Source organism: Sphingorhabdus contaminans, assembly GCF_007280415.1.
Taxonomy (GTDB): Bacteria; Pseudomonadota; Alphaproteobacteria; order Sphingomonadales; family Sphingomonadaceae; genus Sphingorhabdus_B; species Sphingorhabdus_B contaminans.
In genome coordinates, this window is record NZ_VKKU01000002.1 from 972,899 (window position 1) to 997,559 (window position 24,661).

Annotated in this window: 19 protein-coding genes; 5 read left to right on the forward strand and 14 right to left on the reverse strand. The window is 48.0% G+C overall.

All coding sequences use genetic code 11. The features are described from left to right. The first annotated feature begins 124 nt into the window (after positions 1–124). The 4 genes from FOM92_RS12895 (at position 125) to FOM92_RS12910 (ending at position 6,731) form a co-directional block, all read left to right on the forward strand. Entirely contained in the window at positions 125–631 is a 507-nt protein-coding gene (locus tag FOM92_RS12895; protein ID WP_143777249.1) for a hypothetical protein, read from the forward strand. A 67-nt stretch (positions 632–698) separates the two neighbouring features. Further along, positions 699–3,386 (forward strand): phosphoenolpyruvate carboxylase, encoded by a 2,688-nt coding sequence (gene ppc, locus FOM92_RS12900; protein ID WP_143777250.1) that lies wholly within the window; start codon positions 699–701, stop codon positions 3,384–3,386. Positions 3,387–3,513: 127 nt separating this feature from the next. Further along, a complete protein-coding gene (locus FOM92_RS12905) occupies positions 3,514–5,340 on the forward strand; it encodes a DUF885 domain-containing protein (RefSeq protein ID WP_143777251.1) in 1,827 nt (608 codons plus the stop codon). A gap of 113 nt (positions 5,341–5,453) precedes the next feature. Continuing rightward, positions 5,454–6,731: an O-antigen ligase family protein gene (locus FOM92_RS12910; protein ID WP_143777252.1), complete on the forward strand. Its 1,278-nt coding sequence runs from the start codon at positions 5,454–5,456 to the stop codon at positions 6,729–6,731. A 52-nt stretch (positions 6,732–6,783) separates the two neighbouring features. Here FOM92_RS12910 and FOM92_RS12915 read toward each other — a convergent pair whose 3' ends face one another. Both FOM92_RS12915 and FOM92_RS12920 read right to left on the reverse strand, forming a co-directional pair. Then, on the reverse strand, positions 6,784–7,206 hold the full coding sequence (locus tag FOM92_RS12915) for a hypothetical protein (RefSeq protein ID WP_143777253.1): 423 nt from the start codon (positions 7,204–7,206) through the stop codon (positions 6,784–6,786). A 413-nt stretch (positions 7,207–7,619) separates the two neighbouring features. After that, positions 7,620–8,960, reverse strand: coding sequence for an O-antigen ligase family protein (locus FOM92_RS12920; protein ID WP_143777254.1), 1,341 nt, complete (start codon positions 8,958–8,960; stop codon positions 7,620–7,622). Between the two features lie 336 nt (positions 8,961–9,296). On the opposite strand from FOM92_RS12920, the gene FOM92_RS12925 reads away from it, so the two are divergent. Continuing rightward, positions 9,297–11,495 carry a GumC family protein gene (locus FOM92_RS12925; protein ID WP_246087295.1) on the forward strand — a complete coding sequence of 733 codons (2,199 nt, stop codon included), beginning with the start codon at positions 9,297–9,299 and terminating at the stop codon, positions 11,493–11,495. Between the two features lie 882 nt (positions 11,496–12,377). Here the strand turns inward: FOM92_RS12925 and FOM92_RS12930 are convergent. The 12 genes from FOM92_RS12930 to FOM92_RS12985 all read right to left on the reverse strand — a co-directional run bounded on the left by FOM92_RS12930 (position 12,378) and on the right by FOM92_RS12985 (position 24,653). Further along, entirely contained in the window at positions 12,378–13,451 is a 1,074-nt protein-coding gene (locus FOM92_RS12930; protein ID WP_170226881.1) for a glycosyltransferase family 4 protein, read from the reverse strand. Between the two features lie 167 nt (positions 13,452–13,618). Continuing rightward, on the reverse strand, positions 13,619–14,911 hold the full coding sequence (locus FOM92_RS12935) for an O-antigen ligase family protein (RefSeq protein ID WP_143777256.1): 1,293 nt from the start codon (positions 14,909–14,911) through the stop codon (positions 13,619–13,621). Beyond that, entirely contained in the window at positions 14,912–16,012 is a 1,101-nt protein-coding gene (locus FOM92_RS12940; RefSeq protein WP_143777257.1) for an N-acetyl sugar amidotransferase, read from the reverse strand. Between the two features lie 2 nt (positions 16,013–16,014). Beyond that, positions 16,015–16,872 (reverse strand): AglZ/HisF2 family acetamidino modification protein, encoded by an 858-nt coding sequence (locus FOM92_RS12945; RefSeq protein WP_211347402.1) that lies wholly within the window; start codon positions 16,870–16,872, stop codon positions 16,015–16,017. Further along, complete coding sequence (hisH, locus tag FOM92_RS12950; protein ID WP_246087360.1) at positions 16,784–17,395, reverse strand: imidazole glycerol phosphate synthase subunit HisH; 612 nt, start codon at positions 17,393–17,395, stop codon at positions 16,784–16,786. Before hisH (FOM92_RS12950) ends, FOM92_RS12945 begins: the two co-directional genes overlap by 89 nt. Then, entirely contained in the window at positions 17,385–18,836 is a 1,452-nt protein-coding gene (locus tag FOM92_RS12955) for a hypothetical protein (RefSeq protein WP_143777258.1), read from the reverse strand. Before FOM92_RS12955 ends, hisH (FOM92_RS12950) begins: the two co-directional genes overlap by 11 nt. Next, complete coding sequence (locus FOM92_RS12960; RefSeq protein WP_170226882.1) at positions 18,836–20,107, reverse strand: lipopolysaccharide biosynthesis protein; 1,272 nt, start codon at positions 20,105–20,107, stop codon at positions 18,836–18,838. The genes FOM92_RS12955 and FOM92_RS12960 overlap by 1 nt, the downstream gene beginning before the upstream one ends. A 10-nt stretch (positions 20,108–20,117) precedes the next feature. After that, positions 20,118–20,771: an imidazole glycerol phosphate synthase subunit HisH gene (gene hisH, locus FOM92_RS12965; RefSeq protein WP_143777260.1), complete on the reverse strand. Its 654-nt coding sequence runs from the start codon at positions 20,769–20,771 to the stop codon at positions 20,118–20,120. Continuing rightward, a complete protein-coding gene (gene hisF / locus FOM92_RS12970; RefSeq protein ID WP_211347405.1) occupies positions 20,768–21,538 on the reverse strand; it encodes an imidazole glycerol phosphate synthase subunit HisF in 771 nt (256 codons plus the stop codon). The genes hisH (FOM92_RS12965) and hisF overlap by 4 nt, the downstream gene beginning before the upstream one ends. Positions 21,539–21,547: 9 nt before the next feature. Next, positions 21,548–22,231, reverse strand: coding sequence for an acylneuraminate cytidylyltransferase family protein (locus tag FOM92_RS12975; RefSeq protein WP_143777261.1), 684 nt, complete (start codon positions 22,229–22,231; stop codon positions 21,548–21,550). Between the two features lie 39 nt (positions 22,232–22,270). Beyond that, positions 22,271–23,563 (reverse strand): N-acetyl sugar amidotransferase, encoded by a 1,293-nt coding sequence (locus FOM92_RS12980; RefSeq protein ID WP_143777262.1) that lies wholly within the window; start codon positions 23,561–23,563, stop codon positions 22,271–22,273. Positions 23,564–23,597: 34 nt separating this feature from the next. Continuing rightward, a complete protein-coding gene (locus tag FOM92_RS12985) occupies positions 23,598–24,653 on the reverse strand; it encodes a nucleotidyltransferase family protein (RefSeq protein WP_143777263.1) in 1,056 nt (351 codons plus the stop codon). Between the last annotated feature and the right edge of the window lie 8 nt (positions 24,654–24,661).

The window sequence follows — 24,661 nt, forward strand, 5'->3', positions numbered from 1 at the left end:
GACAGGCCACGCAAGAAGGGGCGCAGCTAGTCTAGGAAATCGCCGCTGTCAACGCCTTTTGCCGCCTTTTCGGCGCTATTGCGCGCCCCTTGCGCAGTTGAAGGGGGTGCCTTAGACAAGGATCATGTCCATAAACAAGCTTGCACCCGCGTTCCTGGTTGCTCTTCTGCTTAATGCATGCAGCACAACCGAGGGCCAGTTCCCGTCGCTCGAACGGCGCCCTTACGAGAGCAACGCGCCGGTTTCTGTGCCCGAAACTGCCTCTGATGTAGCGCCGGAATTGCCGCAGCAGCTGCAGGCGAAGGTTGATTCCCTCATCCGGAGGCATGCTGCGGCACAGGATGATTTTCAGCGTAAACTGCCAACGGTTCAGGCTTTGGCATCCCGCGCCGCCGGAAGCGCGCCCGGCACCGAAAGCTGGGTGAATGCGCACCTGCAACTGTCGCGCCTTGACCAGTCGCGGGCCGATTCGATTGCGGTTGTGCGTGAGTTTGATTCGCTCATTGCGGAACAGGGAAAAGCGGATTCAACCCTCGTCCCGCTTCTCAGCAAGGCGCAACAGCCTGTTTCCGAAATGATTGCGGAGCAGAATGCGGAAATCGACAGGCTCTCCCGGTTGATCGGGGAATAGCTATTCCCTAGCCCAAAGACGCGCATTTTCTTGCGTGCAGGTCTGTTGCAGTGCACAAATACGCATCATGACCGGCCAGAACACTTACACCATTTCGCAAAATCCAGACGTCCGTCTTTTGGGCAAGATGCTGGGTGACGTTATCCGCGCCTATGGTGGAGAAAAGCTGTTCCGCCAGACAGAATATATCCGGTCTACAAGCGTCGACCGGTTTCGCGGCATAGAGGGAGCTGGCGAAAGCGATCGGGGTCTGGGCGCGCTCAGTCTGGACGACACGTTGAATTTTGTACGTGGATTCATGTTGTTTTCCTTGCTCGCCAATCTGGCCGAAGATCGCCAGGGCCTCGCACATGAAGACGGGGCTACCGTTGAAGAGGCCTTTGAGCGTCTCAAAAAGGAAGGAGTCAGCCCAGACGCTGTGCTCGCGATGCTGTCCGCTAGCCTGATTGTTCCCGTTTTGACGGCGCACCCGACGGAAGTTCGGCGCAAGAGTATTATCGACCACAAGAACCGGATCGCGGCATTGATGGCGATGCGCGACGAAGGGCAAACCAGCACAGCGGATGGTGACGATATAGATTCCGCCATTTACCGGCAGATCGCCCTGCTGTGGCAGACCCGGCCCTTGCGCCGTGAGAAGTTGTTCGTAACCGACGAGATCGAAAATGCCCGCGCCTATATGCAGGAGGTTTTCCTGACGGCGCTGCCCAAGCTGTATATGCGCTGGGAAAAGGCATTAGGCGCCCGACCACCGGGATTTGTCCGTCTGGGAACCTGGATCGGCGGCGACCGCGATGGCAACCCGTTCGTTAATGCCGAAACTCTGCGTTATGCGGTGACGCGCGACGGCGGCACGGCGATCCGCCATTATCTGGAAAGCATCCACCGGCTTGGTGCCGAGATATCCATTTCGAGCGGGATGAGCGAAACGCCCGAATCGGTTCTGGCGCTTGCCGACAAGAGCGGCGATCTGGCGCCCAGCCGTGCGGACGAACCCTATCGCCGTGCGCTGTCCGGCATATATGCAAGACTGGCTGCGACACATGTGGCGTTGATCGGCGATTCGCCGCCCCGCCCTTCCGCCTTGGCAGGCGAGCCCTATGGCGGGCCGGACGAGTTGCGCGCCGACCTGGTCACCGTTGCGGCCGGACTGGCAAAGGATGGCGACGGAGCCTTGTCGAGCGGCGGGGCATTGGGCCGCCTGATCCGCGCGGTCGAAATTTTCGGTTTTCATCTGGCAACGCTCGACCTGCGGCAGAATAGCGATGTGCATGAGCGGGTTATCGCCGAACTGTTGCGCAAGGCGGGGGTGACTTACGACTATGCGGCGCTTGACGAGCAGGCCCGGGTGGATTTGTTACTTGAGGAACTGTCACATAACCGTCCGCTTGCCGGCGCTTGGACCGAATATAGCGAGGAAACCGCCAAAGAACTCGCTATCATCCGTGCGGCTGCGAAAGCGCAGGCGGATTTCGGGCGGCAGGCCATCACCACCTATAATATCAGCAAGACCGAAAGCGTTTCGGACATGCTGGAGGTTTATGTCCTGCTGAAACAGGCAGGGCTATATCAGGTTGCCGAAGATGGCACGCCCAGTGCGACGATCATGTCGGTGCCTCTGTTCGAGACCATTGCCGACCTTCAGGCGGCGCCTGCCACGATGAAGGCCTTTTTCTCCCTTCCTCCGATGCGCGCACTGGCTAAGGCGCGCGGGCATCAGGAAGTGATGATCGGCTACTCCGATTCCAACAAGGATGGCGGCTATCTGACATCGACATGGGAATTATATGAAGCGTCCAGCGCTTTGGCTCCGGTTTTTGCCGAAGCAGGGGTCGCCATGCAGCTTTTCCACGGTCGTGGCGGTGCGGTGGGGCGGGGAGGCGGATCGGCGTTCGGCGCCATCCTCGCGCAACCGCAGGGCACGGTGCAAGGCCGTATCCGTATTACCGAGCAGGGCGAAGTCATTGCCGCGAAGTACGGAACGGTCGACAATGCTGTGACGTCGCTGGAAACCATGGCTTCGGCAACGATGCTCGCCACGCTGTCGAGCGACCCTATCGACAAGGCTGATGTAGTCCGATTCAAGACAGCCATGGCGGATCTGTCGGCACGTGCCTTTCGCCGTTATCGCGGGCTCGTGTACGAAACGGAAGGATTTCGCACCTTCTTTCGCCAGATGACTCCCATCGGAGAGATTGCGACGCTGAAGATCGGGTCACGTCCGTCCAGCCGCACGGCGTCAGATGCGATCGAAGATCTGCGGGCCATTCCCTGGGTGTTCAGCTGGGCGCAGGCACGCGTTATGCTGCCGGGCTGGTATGGTACGGGTCAGGCTCTGGCCGATTTTGCCGACAAGGGGCTATTGAAGGCGATGGCCGGGGAATGGTCCTATTTCCAGACGATCCTTGCCAATATGGAAATGGTGCTGGCAAAATCCGACATGGGCATTGCGGCGCATTATGCCGGACTGGTCGAGGATCACGACCTTTCGCAAAGGTTGTTCGGCCGCATAAAGGATGGCTGGCACGCGGCCCGTGACAGCTTGCTTGATGCGACCGGTCAGAGGCATTTGCTGGAGGCGCATCCGGCTTTGAACAATTCGATCCGTTTGCGGTTGCCCTATATCGAACCGCTCAACCTGTTACAGATTGAGCTGATGAAGCGCTACCGTGCGGGCGAAGAGGATGAGCGGATCGGGGAAGGTATCCAGCTGACAATCAACGCAATAGCAACGGCATTGCGCAACAGCGGCTAGCCCGGAAAATCTATCATATCCAATCGACAAAAGCGGTTGGCCGTTCGACGAGGCGTGAAATTGAGCCTTCACCTCTGGCACAGGGCTGTTACACCATCCGGCATATCATTTGACCGGAGAGAACCCCATGCGCCTAGCACCCTATGCCTTATCGATACTTGCCCTAGCGCTCAGCGGCGTCAGCACGGCCGCACTCGCGCAAGATGCGGTCGCCGCAACCGCAGGACAGCAGGACCAGAATGCCGCCATCCAGGCCTTCTTTGAGGAATATGACGCGCAGCAACTGGCAATGTCCCCCCTCGCAAAATCCTATCGTGGAATAAAGGATAGTGACTATGGTCGTTGGGACGACGGTTCGGACGAAGCGGAGGCACGTGCACAGGCAGCTGAACAAGCGGCACTCAAGGAAATGCGCGCACGATTTGATCCGGCAAAGCTGAGCCCGGAAAACAGGCTATCCTATCGCCTGTTCGAAAAACGCGCCTCCCGTACCACTGCGGCGTTCAAATATAATGATTACGGCTATGTTTTTGACCAGATGAACGGCGCGCAAAGCCAGATTCCAGCCTTTCTGATCAACATCCACCGCATCGACAACAAGTCTGATGCGCGCGCCTATATCAACCGCCTTTATGGGATCGGCCCCGGCCTGAATCAGGCCATCGCCTCATCCAAGGCCCGCGCTGCAAAAGGTATAATGCCACCTAAATGGGTGTTCCCCTATGTCATCAGCGATGCCCGCAATGTCATTAGCGGTGCCCCCTTTGATGCTGGCCCCGATGCACCGCTATACGCCGATTTCAAGGCCAAGGTCGCCAAACTCGCAATTAGCGATGTCGAAAAGAACTTACTGATCGAGCAAGCGGCACAAGCGCTTAATACCGCCGTCAAACCTGCTTATGAGGCCTTGATCGCAGAGATGACGGCACAGGAAAAAGTTGCGGGTACCGATGATGGTGTCTGGCGCTTTCCTGATGGCGCCGGTTATTATGCCGAGCGTCTTTCCAACTATACCACGACCAATATGACTGCTGACCAGATCCATGAATTGGGGCTGGCGCAGGTTGCCCGTATTCACCGTGAAATGGCCGTGGTGCAAAAGAAGATGGGCGTGAAGGGGGACCTGCAGGCCTTCTTCAAATATATGCGGGAAACGCCGAAATTCTATGCGCCGGAAACCGATGAAGGCCGGGCGCTCTATCTGGCCGAAACGCAAAAGGCGCAGGACGCCATCACACCGCTTCTTCCCAAATGGTTCGGGACATTGCCCAAGGCGCCACTAGTGGTAAAAAGGGTGGAGGAATTCCGCGAAAAGTCGGCAGGCAAGGCTTTCTACCAGCGGCCCGCTCCCGATGGTTCGCGTCCAGGCACCTATTATGCCAATCTCTACAAAATGGCCGACATGCCGCTGACCGAGGTTGAGGCCCTTTTCTATCATGAAGGTATTCCGGGCCACCATTTGCAACTGGCGATCCAGACCGAGCTGAAGGATGTGCCGGCTTTCCGCAAATTTGGCGGCGTGACGGCCTATTCGGAAGGCTGGGGCCTCTATTCCGAAAAACTGGCCAAGGACATGGGGCTCTACACCGATCCCGCACGGGATTTTGGCCGATTGCAGCTCGAACTGCATCGTGCAATCCGCCTGGTTGTCGACAGCGGCCTGCACCATAAGCGCTGGACCCGCGAACAGGCGATCAAATATGTGCAGGACAACAGCGCGGACGCCCCCGGCGGCATCGTGAAAGCGATTGAACGCTACATTATCTACCCCGGTCAAGCGACCGCCTATATGGTCGGCCGCCTGAAGATCAGCGAATTGCGCGAAAAGGCGCAAAAGGCACTTGGGTCAAAATTCGATGTGCGCGGATTCCATGATACGGTCCTGAAATCGGGGCCGGTTCCGCTGGATGTGCTGGAGGAACAGGTTAATGCTTGGATAGCGTTGAATAAATAGCAGAATTTTGCATTTGTCGATTTGACGCATAGTTTGGTTTATAAATTTTAACCATCTTTCATTAACTTGGTCGGGTGCGGGCATTTGCCCTCACACGACCGGGAGAGTGGGGCATGGGTTTGTTTGTGGAGTCCTTTTTTTCCAAAGACATTAAGGCGGTATTGTCTCAGCCTTGGTTTGTTGCCGTGCTTCTTATTACCATGGCACCGGGATTACACGCCATTGCAACGTGGGATCTTGACGGCCGACTTTCGTCCACCGCCTACGCAGTCCGCCATTATTCGTACATGGTTGTTCTCGTTGAAATTTTAGTCATCTGGTTGGCGTTGAGAAATGATCTGTCTTTCTCGAATACCTTTTGGGAGCTTCCAAAACGTGTACGAACGCTGCTGGCTTTATGGCTAACTTTTTCGTTGATCGCATTGTTTTCGACCATGTCCGGTCTGTCCAACGCGTTATTCACTTTAGTTCGCTACTTAACCCACGGATTCTTTTTGGTTTCTTTGGTTCATTTACTGAGCAAGAGCAACCGGTTCGATATTCAAATTTCGCTCAAGGTTTTGAGCGCTGGTGCCGTAGTCTATGTGGTTCTGCTGGCTATATTCTGCATTCTGGTTCCAAATCCCCAAGATTTTCCTTGGGTCAGAAGGGTGCCTTCGGCGACTAACATTCGTCAGATTGGGAACAATGTCGGGTTATTAGCTATTGCGCCTGTTGCCCTACTGATGGCTTCCAAACGTCGTTCCTGCGTTGGTCCGACAATCGCCTTTGTAATTATACTATCTTTTGCAACTTGGACTGGCAGTCGTGCCACTTTACTGGGGTTATTCTTTGGAATTGCCTGCGGTTTGGTAATTGTTAGACACTTCACAACTTTAAGAAACATGGCCTCGGCTGCAGTAGCTGCTGTCATGTCAATTTTGATATCCGTAGCCATGCCAGTACCAGACCCGACTTTTGGCCTTTTTAGGCTTGTGAAAGCGAGTGGCGAACAGGACGATCCGTCAAGCGGCAGATGGGAGCTGTGGGCACAGACATGGGAGCAGATAACTCAGTCACCCTGGATAGGACATGGCGCTGGCAGGTATCGTGACGATATGAACCTGCATTTCGGAACCACATGGAATCACCCCCACAATTTTATTCTGCAGTATCTTTATGACTGGGGCTTCGTTGGGGGGAGCATAGCGTTAATTTTACTTGCTATTTTGGGTGTCGCGATCCTGCGCAGAACCAAAGCCGATCCGCTATCGCGCTTTATAGCAATCACGGCTTATTGTGCGATTTGCGCCACGGCGATGATTGATAGTCCACTTTTCCATCCCCTACCGATTATGATTGCTTTAACCTTAATTGCTCCGGTGTTTGCAATTGCTAAGGAGTCATTATAGAATCCAAGTTAAGCCTTAACTACAACGCAGCAAACTAGGCCAAAGCTGGATTCTATTCAGCAATATCGTCGGCAGCCTTGGTTGCAAAATCGAAATGTATCCGGACCCAAACGCCCAGCTGCGCCTTGTTATCAATCCGTGGCGGCTTGACGAGGAATTGCCATGCCGCGAGCCGTAATGCTTTGGCGAGCCCGGTGCCTCGCGGATTTTCACCGATAATCTGACAGTTTTCGACCCGGTTGCGTTCGGCCATGCGACAGGCGATGTCCGCGGATGCGCCGGGAGGGATGCGTTTAACAGCGGCCAGATAAGGGGCCAGCTCGGCAATATAAGGTTCGCGCAGCCAGGCCACGGGATAGAGTTGCGCTCCACCGGGGCCAAGGCCGGGTCCTATCGCTCCATTCGATCCCAGTCTGGATTCGGAATTGTTTCCCGAACTTGCACTACCGCCGCTCGATAATTTAGACAGGTCCATAGCTTCAAAATTCGATTTGCTGACCCTTATAAAGTCCGGACTAGGCGGAGGAGCTTTTACCGGGTTTGCCGTTGGTAGAAGCGGTCTGGGGATAGGGGAGGCAGACTTGCGCTGCTGGGCCTTTGCCGACGAAGTTTTGGTTTCGCTCTTCTCGTTAATCTTGGAGGCGTCCTTTGCGTTGAGGGAAAATGTGCTTAGGCCCTGTCGTGGCCCGTCGGAAACGGCTGGCTGAACAGTCAGACTAAGGATCGCAAAAATAAACAGTGCTTCAAAAAGCAGTGCGACAGCAAAAAAGAAGCCACGCTGCTGAAATGAATCCCTTATCGACCCATTAAAATGATCGTTCCGTTTAATTGGCGCCACTCAGCTCAAGGGTTTCGATCATTACGCGGCGGGTGAAAATTTTGCCGATCTTAAGATTTTAAATTACTTACTGATTTGGCGCGCAATGGTTGAGAGGAATTTCTGGAAAACCAAAGCAATATCAAGGCAAAGACACTCATGAAAAATGGAGTTCGCAAAGGATAATCCAAGGCACTAGCGGCGGCTATCATAAAGATAAGATACCCTCCCATGCGCGCCATGGACACGGAGATAGATTGGCCGTCTTTACGAAACCAAATATCAAATGAGCGCCAAACTAAGGCAACAATTCCTATGGCAAGGAGAATTGTACCGCCAATCCCAAAACTCAGCGGTATTTCAAGATATTCGTTGTGGGCACTATTTAGATAAGTTGTGTCTAGCAATAGCCTTGGCTCGTGCTGCTCGTATACTGTTGCAAATGAACTTGCACCCGAACCCCAAGGCCAATAGTCAAATAGATGCCTTATAGATGCGACCCAAAACTGGCCTCTTTCATCATCGGCAGAATCTTGGAATATCAACCTTTCGATTGCTTCCGCCCGCGAAAGAACGAGCGCAGTTAAGGTTAAAGAAATTATAAGAAAAGCCATGACCAAAGGAAAAACATATCTCGCAGCTTTTTTGCTTCTATTGGGCATAGAATTTATATGGGAGAGATATATGGCCGCTGCTCCGATGAGCCCCATTACAGTAGTCATGACGCCTGACCGAGAACCTGTCACAAGTACCAGGGGTATAATTACAATTGCAATGCACATCGTAATTACTGCGGTAGTTTTGGTCCCCCGACCCTTTGAAGCTCTCTGAATATAAAAGACTGCCAATAGGGGCAACAGACAAGCTAGAAATAATGCCGCGTGATTGCGGTTTGCAAACAAGCCGACTGCGCTGTTGTTATTGGTAATGTTGTACAAATGATATGTAGAACCACCTCCACCAACAATTTGCATTAAACCTAAGAGACCAGAAAGCGCGCCTAATCCAACGATCAAAGTGATAAATCGATCAAGATCGGGGGTTCTTAGCTGCACTCCCAAAATGAACACTGCAAGAGCAGGAACTACAAAACTAACTGAAACCCAGCTCTCCATTGGGCTGACAGACAATGGGCGCCATTCATCCGGCAAACCTGAAATGTCGCCGATTTCCAAAATCAAGGCTCTGCCCGGCTGCGCTCTCCAAATTTCAGGTGGCAACGGAATTAAATGCATAAATGCGAGCAAAAGTACTGCTGCGTAGCCTACTAGTGCGTATCGATGATCTCTAAGTTGGCCGAATTCAAGCGTCGACAGGCCAATTGCACAAACTACAATTGAGCAAGGTAGGAGAAATGCTAATGATTGCACGTCTGACCGTGAGGAGCCGCCAGTGAGCGCCAGAATCATCATAAAGCAAGCCAGAGTCCAAAATTGGATTGGTTTTGAAATGGTTTGTCTTTGGAAATGAAACAAAGCGAAATCCTAAAAAGTAGTTTAATTACGAAAGCCGCAATTAGGACAAACTTGAGAAGAGCTATCAATGTCAAGTTTTCAACTTTTATCAAGGGAGCTTCGCGCATGTATACGAAAGCGAATGCGACGCTCGGCCATGAAGGTATCGCGAACTGTCGATAAACGGTAGAAGTCACCGTTTATTTCCGCTAACGGCACGCCTCGTGCTCGGGTTCAAGCCAGCAGCTAAGAAAAACATAATTTGATTTAAGCCAATTCTGGAATTAAAAAGTCATGATGCAAAACATCTCTCCCGTCGTGGAATCCGCGCAATTTGGTGAATCTAGACTGGAAGGAAATCAAACAAATTTTGCACCTCCGATATTGTTGCAAGTTTGGCAAGTGGTGCTTCGTTGGAAGTGGGTCATCTTCGGTGTAATTGCCTTCGCCTTGGCGATTGGCTTGGTTGCAACGATTTTAGCTACCCCACAGTATACGGCGACGGCTAGGATAGAGATAAGTCGCGAGCAGAAGAATGTCACCAACGTTCAAGGAATTGAGTCTGCGGAAGCGGCGCGCAATTTGGAGTTCTATCAAACACAGTATAACTTACTCGAAGCAAGGTCGCTTGCGGAGCGAGTTTCGCGCGAGCTCAAATTAGGTAGCAGTGATTCTATTTTTAAGGTGCATAACGTTAATCCTGATGAAGGTAGTTTGTTTTCGTTAAAGTCTAACAACCCTCCTACCGCAAAAGAAAGACAGCGCCGGGAGAAGCTTGCGGTAGATCTCCTGCTGAAGCACATTTCCATTTCACCCATCCGAAACTCAGCATTAATCGATATTAGTTATACCAGCGCTTCGCCATCTTTTTCGGCGCAGATAGCTGATACATGGACGCAACAGTATATTATCCAAAGCATGGACCGTCGATTTGCATCAACTGCGGATGCACGTAAGTTTCTCGAGGGACGGCTTGCGGATTTGAAAGCCCGTCTGGAAACATCAGAGCGTGAACTGGTTAGCTACGCTGCAAACAAAGGGATAGTTGCTCTCGGAAAAAGCAAAAGCTCAGATGGCAAAACGGAAATAGAGCGTACTCTTGTGTCGAGTGACTTGGAGTCTTTGAATTTGGCACTCGCTCAGGCAACGGCGGACCGAATTTCTGCCGAAAGCAGAGCTCAACAGCGGTCTGGCGGGGCTAATAGTGCAGCGTTGAATAACATAGCGATCTCGCAACTACGGCAGAAGCGGGCCGACGTAGAATCAGAGTATTCGAAGTTACTCGTTCAATTTGAGCCAGGTTACCCAGCAGCTAAGGCACTTGCGGAACAGGTGCGAGCTTTGGATACAAGTATTGCTCGAGAAGAGGCGCGGGTGTCGTCCAGTCGCTCCGCCGAGTATCGAGAAGCTTTACAAAGAGAGGAGAATTTAAGGCAACAGGTGGAGTCGTTAAAGGCGAGAATGAACTTACAGCAACGTGACAGCATTCAATATAACATTTTTCAGCGTGAAGCGGATACCAATCGCGAACTCTATGACGGCCTTTTACAGCGATATAAAGAAATCGGTGTAGCGGGAGTAGGGGCTAATAATATCGCTATCGTGGATAATGCCAAGATACCGGACAAGCCTTCATCTCCGAATTTACCCCTGAACTTAGCACTTGCATTAGTCGCAGGAATTGGCCTTTCAGCAATGGCAACATTTGCTCTGGAGCAAATTGACGAAGGTCTGCGAGATCCGAATCAAGTTCAGCGACTTCTGCAAATACCGCTACTTGGAAGTGTTCCGGATATTGAAGATGAAAACGCGTTAGCTTTGCTGAGTGACGCGAAGTCCGCGCTGTCAGAAGCCTATTTAAGCATTAGATCCAACTTGGCCTTTTCGACTGATCACGGTGTCCCACGAGCATTTATGGTAACCAGTACGCGACCTGCTGAAGGGAAAAGCACGACGAGCATAGCGCTTGCGACAATGTTAGGCCGAACAGGAAAGCGCGTTCTTTTAATCGACGCAGACATGAGATCGCCATCTATGCATCATTTTACCCAACAGAAGAATGACATTGGATTGAGCAACTTTCTTGCAGGAGAAAATGATTGGCAGCGTCTTATTCTTCCTACTGACATTAAAAATCTGAAATTGCTGCCTGCAGGACCAATGCCGCCAAGCGCAGCGGAACTGCTTAGCAGTGACCGGATGCTGATGCTCATAAACCAGATGGGGGACCATTTCGATCACATCGTTATCGATTCTCCACCCATTCTTGGCTTGGCAGATGCGCCATTATTGGCGCGAGCTGTCGAAGGATGTGTATTCGTAGCTGAAGCTGAGGGTGTTGCCATTCGCGGAATCAAGGGTTCTTTGGGTCGCTTGCAGTCAGTTCATGCTCACATTTTTGGCGTAGTCCTAACAAAATTGAAGCATCGCCAAGCCGGCTATGGCTATGGCTATGGCTATGGCTATGGTTACGGCGCCAGTGATAATGAATAAAATTCGTTCTCTCTCCGCCAGGATGTTTTAAGGGCACCGGTTACGAAGATCCGAGCCGATGTTTGAAACAGCGTGCGCGGATATGAAGTCCCATCTTGGTTAGCTTGTACCAAAGTGAGTTGAACCCGACTTCAATTTTGAAGTTCCCAAGGGGCTAAATTTTCTTTTCCATTGTTGCTAGCCCGAAGAGCGTTGCGGTGGTAGCAGCGAATGGGGTTTGATCAGGCTACACTTCGGTAGTTTTGCGCCAATCTTCTTGGCATTGTCGCGATGCGGATCAAGTTCTGCGCGCGTTGGGCTTTTAAGTGATCTTGTTTGACGGGAGCCGTAGCGATGCCGCGAGGAGGGGCGAAGTGATACCGCAGATTGTGTGTGAGTGAGTGCTGATGTTCAATGAGGACGACCTCTAAGTGCCCAAGCCAGCAGTTCTGCCAATCGAGTGATACCGGAGCTGGGTCAAAAAATTTAGGTCGATCACCAATCAAAGTATTCGAATCGCCTTCAGTCATGGACCACGCGCGCACGAGCATCAAGCTCCACGTGAGGCACAACATCTCAACTAGTAATGGCTGAACACCTTCCAACACAGTTGCACCACCTAGGCTTGCTTCGTTCTCGTCAATTCGGCCCGGCGCCTCTCTGCGTGTACATAGCAGTGAAAGGAAATTTAAACCTGCAGCTAATAAGACATGCCGGGACGGAACTTTCAAATAATAGCTAATTCCATCACTAGCTCGAAAACGATTAACGTTGCGAAGATCGCGACCTTTTACCAGTTAAACTTCGATCCTGCCTTTATTTCTATCGCCATTCGGTTCATTTGCTGGCTATACTGTTATGATGGTAGTTAAGATTCACTGTGCCGATACAAAGGCATCAGCCTTATAACTTATCTAATATTAGATGAGCTATGTCGATTCCGAGTTTTTCCCGTGTGTACTGTGTTCCTACTTTCTTACAGTTCGACGACATATAGAAGAGAAGTTCAGATTTTTTCTTTAGTTCGATAACTTTCATTGCGATATCTTTCACGGCTCCAGCCTCAAACTGAATTCCGCACGCGTTTTCTTCCAAAAACGTACCTGCTTCGCAATGCGGCGTAACAAGCGTCGGCAGCCCAAGTCCTAGATATTCCCAAACTTTCACCGGAAATGAGTCTTCTGAAATATTACCACTTTTCCTTAGGCACAGGCCCACATGGCATTTTGAAATTTCAAGAATTGTATCTTCAAAACTCAATCGGCCTTTGAATACAAAGTTTGGCAAATCGCACGCTCGGGCGAGTTCTGCCTGATTTCCGTAACCTATGACTATAACGTCAATATCTTCTGTGGAGAGAGTGGATGCAAGATCGATAAGGCTTTGAATATCCTGGAAATATCCCATGACGCCGTGGAAACAAACTGTGAATTTTTTGTGCTTGGGTGCTGATACATTAGCAATTCGGGCAGGGTACCCATTATAGACGCACCTGACATCAGCAGTTGGAGCATCCTCTAATACCACACGTGCAAGTCCATTGGTTGCAGCGACTATGAGTTCCGCGTTCACGTACATTCGGCGCGAAAGCGAAGCAAATATCCGATAAAATATTGATCTAGAACCTATAAGTCCTGACTCCGCGTACACTTGCGGATAAATATCTCTCAGTTCGATGATATAACGAATTCTGCGATATCGGGCGTAAGTGCTAAGTATCAATGCGCTTAAGTATGCTGGCGAAGAAATTACAAGGATGTCACTTTGCGTAATAAGCGATGGAACAGCCTTAGAGGCCGCCACACCCAATCTAATCTCTCCCCATATTCGCCTTAACAGTCCCTGTGAATTTTCAACTTCATGAACCGCTAAGTTGATGATCTGGCATCCGGAAATGGGCTGAGCATGGGGGGTCGAAGTCAAAACATATATACCATCAATTCCAGGGTGATGCCGCAACGCTAACGCCTCAATCACAGACTGCGCTCGAAGGCTACCCGCTCCGGGATAGGGTGGCAAGTGTTGAAAGAAAAGAACGAAATTTGTCATCTTTGTCAAACTATGAGGACGCGTCGCGCCATGAAATATGGCAACAATTAAGATACTTACGATACAGCAGGGAACACCTAGTTTTCAATATTAGTCTACCCTCGATAATGCTGATTAACAATCTTGGGAGCGTATCGATCATCAAATCTACCATTCCAAACCAAAAATGCTGTCAACCAAAATGCGTAATTAGAAATAAATCCTGAGGACTGGGATACGGACAACAAGGGCATTGCGACAAAAAAGGCTACTCTCATCGCATCATGTCGATTTGGCGAACTTTTTCGCAACGCCTTGAACGCTGGAAGCGCAAGACCGAGAATGCAGACAGTAGCCCCGACAACACCAAATTCAACGATAAATTCTGCTACGGCATTGTGAAGGCTTTTAGCAGTAAGGAGCTCAAAGTTACTCAAAGAAAGTAAATAAACGGAACCCCCAGGCCCTAAACCAAGAAAGTTATTTTGGTAAAGGGCTTCAATATTGTATATTAAGGCGTCTGTGCGATCATAAATAGAGCCACCAAGGTTGTATGGATCAAAATGGATGATGCGATCAATAGGGTCTATAAATAAACTATAGAAATCGAAATTTGTTTCATATAGGTCAATATTTGAATTAATTCCAAAGTATAGAGATGGGTAAATTAAGCACATTCCAAAGGGGATGGCATATACCAGCTTTACTTTGAATGCCCTTGCTATCGACAGCAAATAAAATATCGCATATACAATCACGCACGCGATAATAACAGCTTTCGCGTCATTACGAACATTAAGGAGAAGCATCAAGGTTGAAAGGATAAATTTCTCTAATAATGTTTTTTCACTTATAAGTAAAACGCAAAACATCCCACCTAAAAACAAAGCTAAGTCATTCGGGGTGTAGAAAAAGGTATTGATCCACAAATAGCTCTCTTCATTTACAACTGTTGGTATTTCAAAGGCTATTATCTCTTGGGAGATCGCGAGCGCTAACGAGGCATATAGCGCAAAATATGAAATCTTTAGCAGCACCAATGACCCATTTTTGAAACTACTTTGTATGAAACTGAGAAATCCCAAAAATGTCCAAAGTTGCCAGTACTTTAGCGATTGAAATGCCATGGACTGCCATGGAGTGTCGTTGAAATATCCTGCAAAAATCCCATAACAAAGTACCGCTAACGATATTGCAGTATTAGTTCTGAAACGAGACGATGCAAGCATTATCCAAATAAACACGATTGAAAATATTAAGTAGTAAGGAGTAATTCCAACATCTGCAGCTGGACGAAGTACTGGATTAAAAATGGCAACCAATACTACGAATATAGCGATATATATCTTCGCATCTCTAAATTTAGATACATCAATGTTCTGAGTTCGATCGATTGCAGTGGGGTTCATCTACCTATATCTCAACTTTTTATAATATTCTACCAAATAGTTTCCTATTTTTGCATACGAGGGATAATTGTAGTGACTGCAAGGCTTTCTATACATATATTCGTTAAATTCTTTCTGAGAAAAACCTAACTTTTTTATCACATAATTTTTATCTACATCTAATTCATCTGATTGATATGCCGGATACTTTAATTCATCAAGCGCTGCGATCCTGGTTTCTTCGTTATTCATAATTAAATCAGAAAAATGAATCTTGCGTTTATCAACTTTGAATTTTTCGGGTAATATATATGACTGATAAAACTTTGTAAAAATTGATTCATAGTGTTTTCCGCCATAATACTTCCAAGATAGCTCTCTTGAGAGAACCTCCATTGCTTCCTTTTTAGAATAATTAAAATAGTTTAAAATAGCTACGGATTGTACTTGTCCAGAAAATTTCAGCCAAGCCATTTTCCAAATACTTATTGTGGGATAGTTTCGGATCTTTATTTCGCCATATCTATTGTGAATGGATTTGAGGTTTCGTAAGTCAAATTTAAAGTGCTGCCAACTTTTCGGCATTATAGATTCGGTTGCCGCGTTGGTGCCGGACAATATGTACTTTATCTTTTGTTCTCTTGCGATTTTGAACATCGCTGCGAAAATAGCGTGATCAGTGACCATTTCGATGTCGATTACATCGGCTTTGAAGAACGAGCGTTGAATATCTCGAAACTCCTGCCAATCTATCACGTAGGTCATTAGATCTAAGTCGAGTTTCTTGACAATGTTTTCGATGTTTTGGACAGCTAATTCTGAATTCCATCCATTGTCAAAATGCACGGCTAGTGGCTTAAGGCCAAGCTTAACAGCTTGATATGCAACGTAAGAAGAATCCACACCACCGCTCAATCCTACGATGCAATCATACTCTCCGTGTGATTTACTTTTTATCTTTCTAACGACAGCAGCGAGTTGTTCTGCAGCATCAGGCTTTCCTGCAGGGATCAAAGAAACCTTGAACTCATGCTCTTTGCAATAGTTGCATATACCTTGGTCATCAAACTCAATTGGGACGGCTGTTTCGTCCATCACGCAACGGGTACAAATCTGGTTCATTTTTAGCTTTCTTGAAGTGCTTCTTCTAGCGCAGAGTATTCAGGGTACGAAATCAACACGGCTTTATGTTTGCCATAAAAAACGAACATGCTGCCAGCAGAAACCGCTGAAGCACCTCCCTGCTGGACCGCTTGGCGAAAATGCTCAATAGATCCAGCGCCTCCTGAGGCAATTACAGGAATGGAGACGGCTTGGCTAATCAGTTCGATTAGATGCAAGTCATATCCCATCATTTCACCCTCGTGATCTATGGACGTAAGCAATATTTCTCCTACGCCCAGGTTTTGGGCATTCAAGGCTGCTTCAAGCGGCTTAAGACCTACTGACTTTGTGCCCGACTTAATCATTACATCTCTGTTTCCAAATAACCTCCGCTTAACGTCGATCGATGCGATGATGGCTTGGCTGCCAAAAATCGAAGCCGCTTCTCTAATCATTTCAGGGTTTGAATGTAAGGCGGTATTAACAATGATTTTTTCTACACCGAGCCGTAGTAGCGTATGGAAATGCTCAATTTTTGTGACGCCCCCACCATATGCAAGTGGCATGAAACACTCAGAAGCAATTTCTTCTAAGAATTCAAAATCGGGCTCACGTTCCTCACGCGTTGCCGCGATGTCGAGCAATACCAATTCATCGACTTCCTTGTCATTGAAAATGCGGATAGCATTTATGGGATCGCCTATGTAGATTTCATCTTTAAATCTGGACGTTTTCACCAGCCCACGATTCTTGAGCAATAAGCAGGGTATAACTCTGTGACGTAGCATATTAAACCATTTCCACGAAGCCACGCAATAGGGCCTTCCCAAAACGATGGCTCTTCTCTGGATGAAATTGGAACCCGTAAAGATTTTCATTTTGGAACGCCGCGTCAAATGCAGTCAAGCCATGCTGAGCGCGTAAGAGAACATCGCCTGCGTTCTCGCACCGAACAAAGTAAGAATGAACAAAGTAGAAACGTGCGTCCTTGTCGACAAATTGCAGAACGGGGCTATTCTTCGCTAACGTAACCGTATTCCAACCCATATGCGGAACTTTTACGATTTCATCAGAGTCGGGGTTGAACCGTATCGCTTTAGCGGCGACCCAACCCAGACCGGGAGTCGTGCCTTCTTCGCTTGACTCCGTCATAAGTTGCATACCGAGGCAAATGCCGGCAATGGGTATTTTTCTAACCAATGCTGCATCGTCTAGGGTGCTTTTTAATCCCGACCTAATAAGTTGACCCATGCCAGCGTCAAAAGCTCCTACGCCAGGTAGTATTAACTTCGACGCACGTTCAATTACTCTTGGATCGGAGGTTATCTCCACGATGGCGCCAAGTCGCGTGAGCATATTCTGTATTGAGCCCAAATTTCCCACGCCATAATCAACGATCACGATAGTCAATTTCCAAAACCTCTTCTACAAATTTGGTGAAATTTGATATCCAATCCAATTCGAAAAACTCGGTGTATTGAACTGAGTTACTATGTTTTTGATTTTGAGCCGTCGCTAGAATACTTCCCAGTTCATTAAACGATAAAAAGCTTGGAAACGGAGGGTCTGGCAATGCGAACCGGGATTTTGGGGTAGACCACATCAATGGCTTGCATCCCATCGCCGCTGCTTCAAACAATCCTGTAGATAGCTCGCTTATTACGAAAAGGGATCTACTAAGAGTATGATAAATATTCGGATTACTGTCTATTTCCACACCTTGTGGTAAATTAATACTTTGCAGTCGTTCTCGTTCGATGGGGTGTGGTCTAAATAGAACGCGCTTCGCACCAATCTCGGAATTGTTTCTAATGTCATTGGCCAAGGATATGTAAGACTGAGTGTCAAATCCATCGCCGAGTATTAGAATATCACTCTTATCGGCTGGCTCATATGTTCTCTTTAATGATTCAGCGAAATGTGGGTTGCCCACAGCGATTTTCGCTACGGGCATGTTAAATTGCGCATTCCACCATTTGCCATACGTAAGCATATAATGCGGGAGTGTCTGCCGAAATCCAGTATGCGCGATCACATGGTCACCAATATTGTACCCGTCATGTCCACTTGAAATCATTCCGTGCTGATATTCGGCGGTAACAACTTTGGCCATACGGGCGGCCTGGATCACCCCTATCATATTACTCCCCAAGCATCCGTCTTCAAGCATAAGAAGCCGGATTTCCCGCTTCAGAAACCATCGATAGTAGTAATCAACTATTTGGGGATAGGTGGCCAGCCGGTGGGAAAGCATCGCGGCGAGGGTATTAACCTCCTCGTCGCTGAGGTCAAAGCCGATGATGGTACGAGCACGTAAGGCTGCCATAGCGATAACAGTTAATGCCAAATCCCGATGCTGCTTGCTGGTCCGGCACCAGCCCAATGCGTGTGCTCGCACTTTTGAGGGTGTATTGTACAAGGTATTGGTGGGGGCAAAGTTTTTCGGCCACGTCCAGTTTCCATGCCCTTGAAAAATCAATGACTGCTTGGGACTGGCTTCGGCAAGAGAGCTTGCTAACCGATCGCGCGTGCAATCGAGTTCGGCATAATTTCCCAACCCAGTCGTTAAAAAGCACACCTGGGCCTGTTTGGGTTGTGAAGTTACATTATGCCATAAAGAACGTATCAGATAACGGGCTTTCCTAGGATATCCCCTCTGGGTGAAATTAGCCCCCATAATTGGACGCTCATAGAAAACTTTTCCAATAATAGTACGTATAAAGGCTAACCGGATAAATGCCCATGCCGGTATGTCTGTTGTTGGGCAGTTGAAAGCGAGTAAGTCGGGATCATTCTCAACCGCCAACAAATCAATTAGATTAAAAAATGGCTGTTGAGACATCAATTTTTGCACATTTTATTTAATAAGCCAAACCACGGCATGCGATAGCAATATTGAGCCAAAGCCCACGTCGTCAAGAACAGTAAGATCTGCCCAATCATGAATGAAATGGCTGCTCCCAATAACCCGTAATTTTGAATTAGGAAAATACTAATTAAAAAAGCTACAATTCCGGTAGAAATGGTTGATAAAGACAATAAGCCTGTTCTAGTTGAAAAGAAAACATAGTTCGTAACCATGTAGTACATTCCAGTAAAGGCATTGCCCAAAAACATAAAAAAAGTTATTTCTGAAACTTCTATGAATTCAGGTCCAAGTAAAAATGGGATAAAGAATTCTATTGTAATAGAAAGAATAATAGCTACGAATATGATACCCAAAAAATATAAATATGTGTAGTAAACAATAGTAGATTTTTCTTCCAAACTCGCGTTGGTAAGTTTCTTCATAAGCCAAGGAGCAAAAGCACGGTTGGATGCATCAGCCAAAATACCGAGTATCAATCCAATTTGAACTGCCGCGAAATAAATGCCTGTACTTCCAATATCCATAATTTTTGTCACGAGCAGACGATCTGCCATACTCAGTATCAGACCGCCAACTGCATGTGGCATGAGTGGGAGGCCGTAGCGAAGCGCATCGGCAATGTACTTCTTGTCAACTACATTACTGACCCAGCCTTCTTTTCGCAGCTTAATAAATGCGAAAATAGCGATTACGCTCCAAGCGATTGCTAGCCCGGATAGGCGACCTTCCCAAGACGCCATCAAGCCCACAACTAAGAAAATCGACAGAACACTGTCTGTGATTGCATGACTAAGTCTGAGCACTCCATACGAAAGAGCCCGATCTGAGCATTGCCATAATGTCAGTAAAAGCTGAACCAAAAACTGGCAGCCCGCTAATCCGACCGCGATAATTAGCCAGCTCACCGGCAGGGTTGTAAGCGATAGCAACGGTGTCGGAAAAACTGCGATCAATGCTGAAGTAACGAATACACTCGATAGCAATATCAAAAACACAGATGAGACGTATTTTGACAGCGCGATCTTCGAGTCAAAAAAACGGACCATAACCGCGCCATGAGTGTTGAAACCGACAATGATAAAAAGAAAGGAGCTCACGACGGTAAACATTCCAACTTTGCCATAATCGTCGGCTGATAAGTATCGGGTAAGAATTGGAAGCAAAATTAACGGTACGCCTGCGACAGAAAAGTTAGCCAAAGCGTAAATAGCGGCATTGCTTAATAAGGATCGCTGGAATTTCACTAGTGTTAATTCAAACCACCGTTTCGAGAAAATGTGATAATATCTTGAGTCCGACTTTACCGCTCTTTTCAGGATGGAACTGCAGGCCCGATATATTGCCGGACTGGATCGCAGCAGTTATATGATGGCCTCCATAACGGTATGTCGCTAAGATATTTGCTTCTGACTCAGGGGCGTATTGGTAGGAATGAACAAGATACACGGCGTCTTGCGGAGAGAGGCAAGCAATAGCGTTTTTGTGGCTGTTGATCGAATCGTGCAGCTCGAGAGTGCTCCATCCAATAAATGGCGATTTTAGTGTTATTCCGCTTTTGTCGGTCATTGGAATTCGAACAACCCGGCCCGGTATGAGATCGAGCCCTGAGTGTTCACCAAATTCGGTACCTTTTGTTGCGAGCAACTGCATTCCGAGGCATATACCCAACATCGGCCGACCGAACGAAGCGAACTCCCGGATCGCTGCAGCTATTCCTTGTCGTTCCAACCCGTCCATACCATCTCGAAATGAACCAACACCTGGAATCACAAGTCGCTCAGCGTTTAAAATATCTTCAGGTGATGTGGCAATGCGGATCTCTGATGCACCGCTTGTCTGCAAAGCCCGCGTCACGCTAAACAAGTTACCGAGTCCGTAGTCAACTATTGACACACAAGATTTGCTCATAAAGTTCTCACTGTCACGGTTGTGGTTTGAGCAATGTGATGTAGAGTTTGCATGTCTGTCCTATTGTAATGCAAAGCATCAGCCACTGCGACCGCATCGGCTCCAGCTTCGATTGCGCCGATTATATGATCAGATTGGCCATATCCTCCGCTAATTATAACGGGGACTTTTGTGACCGCATGCACCGCCTCCAATAAACGAAGGTCAAAGCCTTTACGCGTTCCTTCTTGGTCTATTGACGTTAGCAGTATTTCTCCGACCCCAAGCTCCACTGCTTCTTGAACCCATTCGATTACGCTGATGCCGCTTCTCTCTCGACCACAATCTGTGTAAACTTCCCAAGATTCGTCGGATCGCCTTTTGGCTTCGATCGACAACACCATGCATTGTGAGCCAAACTTGCGGGCGACTTCCTCGATTAGCTTAGGTCGATGTACGGCAGCTGTGTTTATGGCAACCTTGTCTGCGCCTGCCCGTAATAGCGCCGTCACATCATCAAGGCAGCGGATACCTCCCCCCACGGTAAGCGGCACAAATACATCATGCGCCGTCTGCTTCACTATTTCCAGCAAGTTCGATCGACCGTAAAGGCTGGCTACGATATCCATATAAATCAATTCATCAGCACCTTGCTCGTAGTAGCGCTTCGCGTATACTTGGGGCGCCCCTATAACCCTTAAGCCTTCAAGATGGACGCCTTTAATAAGGTTTGGTCCCTTAACGTCGAGCCTCGCGATTATGCGAAATGGTCTTTGCAGATTAGTCACTAGTATTTCCTAACGCTTTCGGTCGCCAATTACGCGCTTTAGTTCTTCAAAATCGTCCGCAGTATCGATATCAAGCGATCGCTCGCGTGGCATTATATGAGCTACGCAATCCTCGCTTATAAAACTACGGCTCTGAAGCAACCAGCTTACACGCGCAATATATATGGCTCCGTTCAACACATATACCGGAGGTAAGTCTTGACGGCGACTGACGTTTTGATTCGGGAACAAGCTTTCAAGCTGCATATTTTCGCGCAAACGGTACATCCAAAACGGTGACTCTTCGGCTAGGCACATTGATACGCAACTGTTTGCTCCGGACACGTTCAGTATCTTGAAGGCATCATCAATATCTAATGATGTACGTAAGGGAGAAGTGGGTTGAAGTAGGGCGACATAGTCAAATCCAGGGCACATTCCAAGTGCATGCAGTACCACATCGATTGACGAGGCAGTGTCGCTTGCTAAGCTGGCGGGCCGAACAAACGGGGCATTGCAACCCCACTCGCTAGCCAATTTAATCGTTTCATCGTCATCTGATGAGAGTATCACTTCATCTATTGAACTAGCCTCTAACGCGGCCGTAATCGTCCAGGCAATCAACGGCTTTCCCCCTACAGGAAGAATATTCTTTCTAGGGAGCCCTTTCGATCCCCCGCGCGCAGGTATAATTGCTAAAAGCGAAGAGCTCATTGTGTCACATTGCCGTTCTGAAATGCTTGCGAAGCCGATCTAATTCGGCGAATGGCGCAGTCTCCATTCGCCATCGACAACTTCCCAAAGATGAGGCGAACGGAATTTATCGCAGGTTTCAAAAAATTCATCGCGCGTCATATTAATGTAATCAAGAAATTCGGTCTCATAGCGCGCTGGATATTCGCCCTCATACCTATTTATGAGCGCCAATCCCTCTTCTCTGGTTATATGATGATTGCGAATTTCTTGTGCGGAATCCATCATGGCACGCCCAACGCCAAATTTAATCCACCGGGTATAATAGAAGAAGCCATCAACCTTGTCGTCTAGGCTGTTGTATTTAGAATATGTACCTTCAGTTCTTACAGGATTAGCTTCAAAACCCGTATGCTCGACAGCATAATAATATGCTTCTTGCGGCACCCATTTTTTGTAGTATCCTAAATATTTGAAATCTATACCTTTTTTGTGCAGTATTTCAGGGTCCAAAGGGAGGTAACTCATAAGGTCGACTTTAGGTACGCCTTCATCAAGGTAAGCACCCATTTGTTTGCCACCAAGGTAGATGTCGCGGAAGTCCATCTTACTTACATAATCCAGAGCGAAACCTTCACTTTCGGCGTTCTGGTCTTTGCCGGCATACGATGAAGTTTTATGTGATATTTGCTCGCCATATTCCCCGGGCATTTCACCGTAAAAAATCAACGGTATGTTAAATTGGGCCGCCATTTTAGCAACGAATGTTTTCTGGCCAAGAATGAAAGGCTGAAAAGGATGGAGAAGATTGATCGTTGCGTTACGTGTAAGTAGCCGGTGCGTTTTGCCGTTAGGAGTATAAAGAAAATTATCAAAGCCGCCAACGTGCAGCCACTGTTGGAAGTTTTTCCAACCAATATCTGTATAAAGATGGGGGGACCAAGTGACTGTCAACGGATTCATGCCATATTTGTATTTGAGCAAATGAGATTGCATCGCACTGTCTTTGCCACCGCTTCCTCCAACGATGCAATCGTAGCTCCCGTCAGTTTTCCGATACTGATTGCACAATTCAATCAGCTCCTTTTCACGATCATCCCAATCGATCTCTCCAGATTCTTTCAGGTTATTAAAATTGCATGCATGGCAAACGCCTGCATCGTCGAACTGCATCGTAACCTTACGCGATTGGTTACTATGGGCATATTCATTGCTCGACATCGGTTGCTGATTGGACATATTGCATTTTTTACAGAACAGCACTTGCTTAGGAAGGCCATACAGCACTTCTAAATCGTCCGGATGCGCCGAGTATCGCTTTAAATCAACGGAAGAAGACGGACCGATTTTCATTGTTACTCCTTTGGAAATTTTTTAGCTTTGTGGCTTATTGGTTCATATTTCGTGCTTGGACTAGATCATCGGGTCGACCGACATCAAGCCAAGGTTCGTGCATCGGAAACGCCACCGTTCGACCAGATTCACTTTGTATCCGTTCAAACAAGGTTGGCATATTACAATGCGTATTCCTTTCAATTAATGAAAGGCAAGTCGGATTCAGCACGTAAATCCCGGCATTTATGTGGCTACGATATACTGGTTTTTCTTCAAATCCTGTAATATCGACGCCCTTGGTCTTTACAACTCCAAAAGGGTTTTCGATTTCATGTTGACGAACTGCCATTGTTGCTGAGGCACCTTGTCGCTGATGGAATTCCAAAATGTCATAATAATGTATATCGGTTAGGACGTCGCCGTTAGTCACGATCAATGGAGACGATGGAAGATTATCGATTAGGCTCAAAGATCCCGCGGTTCCGAGTGGCCTCTCTTCGTGGAGATACTCGATCTTGACGTTCCACTTATTGCCGTTTTCGAAATAACTCTCGATTATCTCTCCGAGATAATGAACAGAGATAATGAAATTTGAGATGCCATCGGCTTTTGCTCTTTCGATAATGTGTTCAAGCATAGGCTTACCACCTATTTCGATCATGGGCTTTGGGCATTTTTCAGTATGAGGGCGAAGTCGCGTGCCTTTGCCGCCAGCCATTACAACCATATAATTGTCAAGCGCCGAGGGCGTTATAATTGTATCCCACATATGGAGCCCAACTACTTTGTTATCGGTGTCAATCACCGGTAATTGATGTATTTTATTGGCGCTCATCAGTTGAAGTACCAGATCCCGTCCCATATCCGGGGGAACAACAAGAGGTTTGCGGTTTATGATGCCGCTTATCTTACTATCCAAATTATGCCCTTTAAGAAAGGCACGCCTAATGTCTCCGTCTGTCAAGGTACCTGCCAATTGGCCGTCTTCTGTAATTGCAAGAACAATCTGCATGCTCGATTGTTCTAAACTGTAAATCGCCTCTTGAATTGAAGCAGTTACTGCGACCTTTGCCTTCAGCCAGTCGTCGTGAGGGTTGCCTGTGTTCATATTAAGCT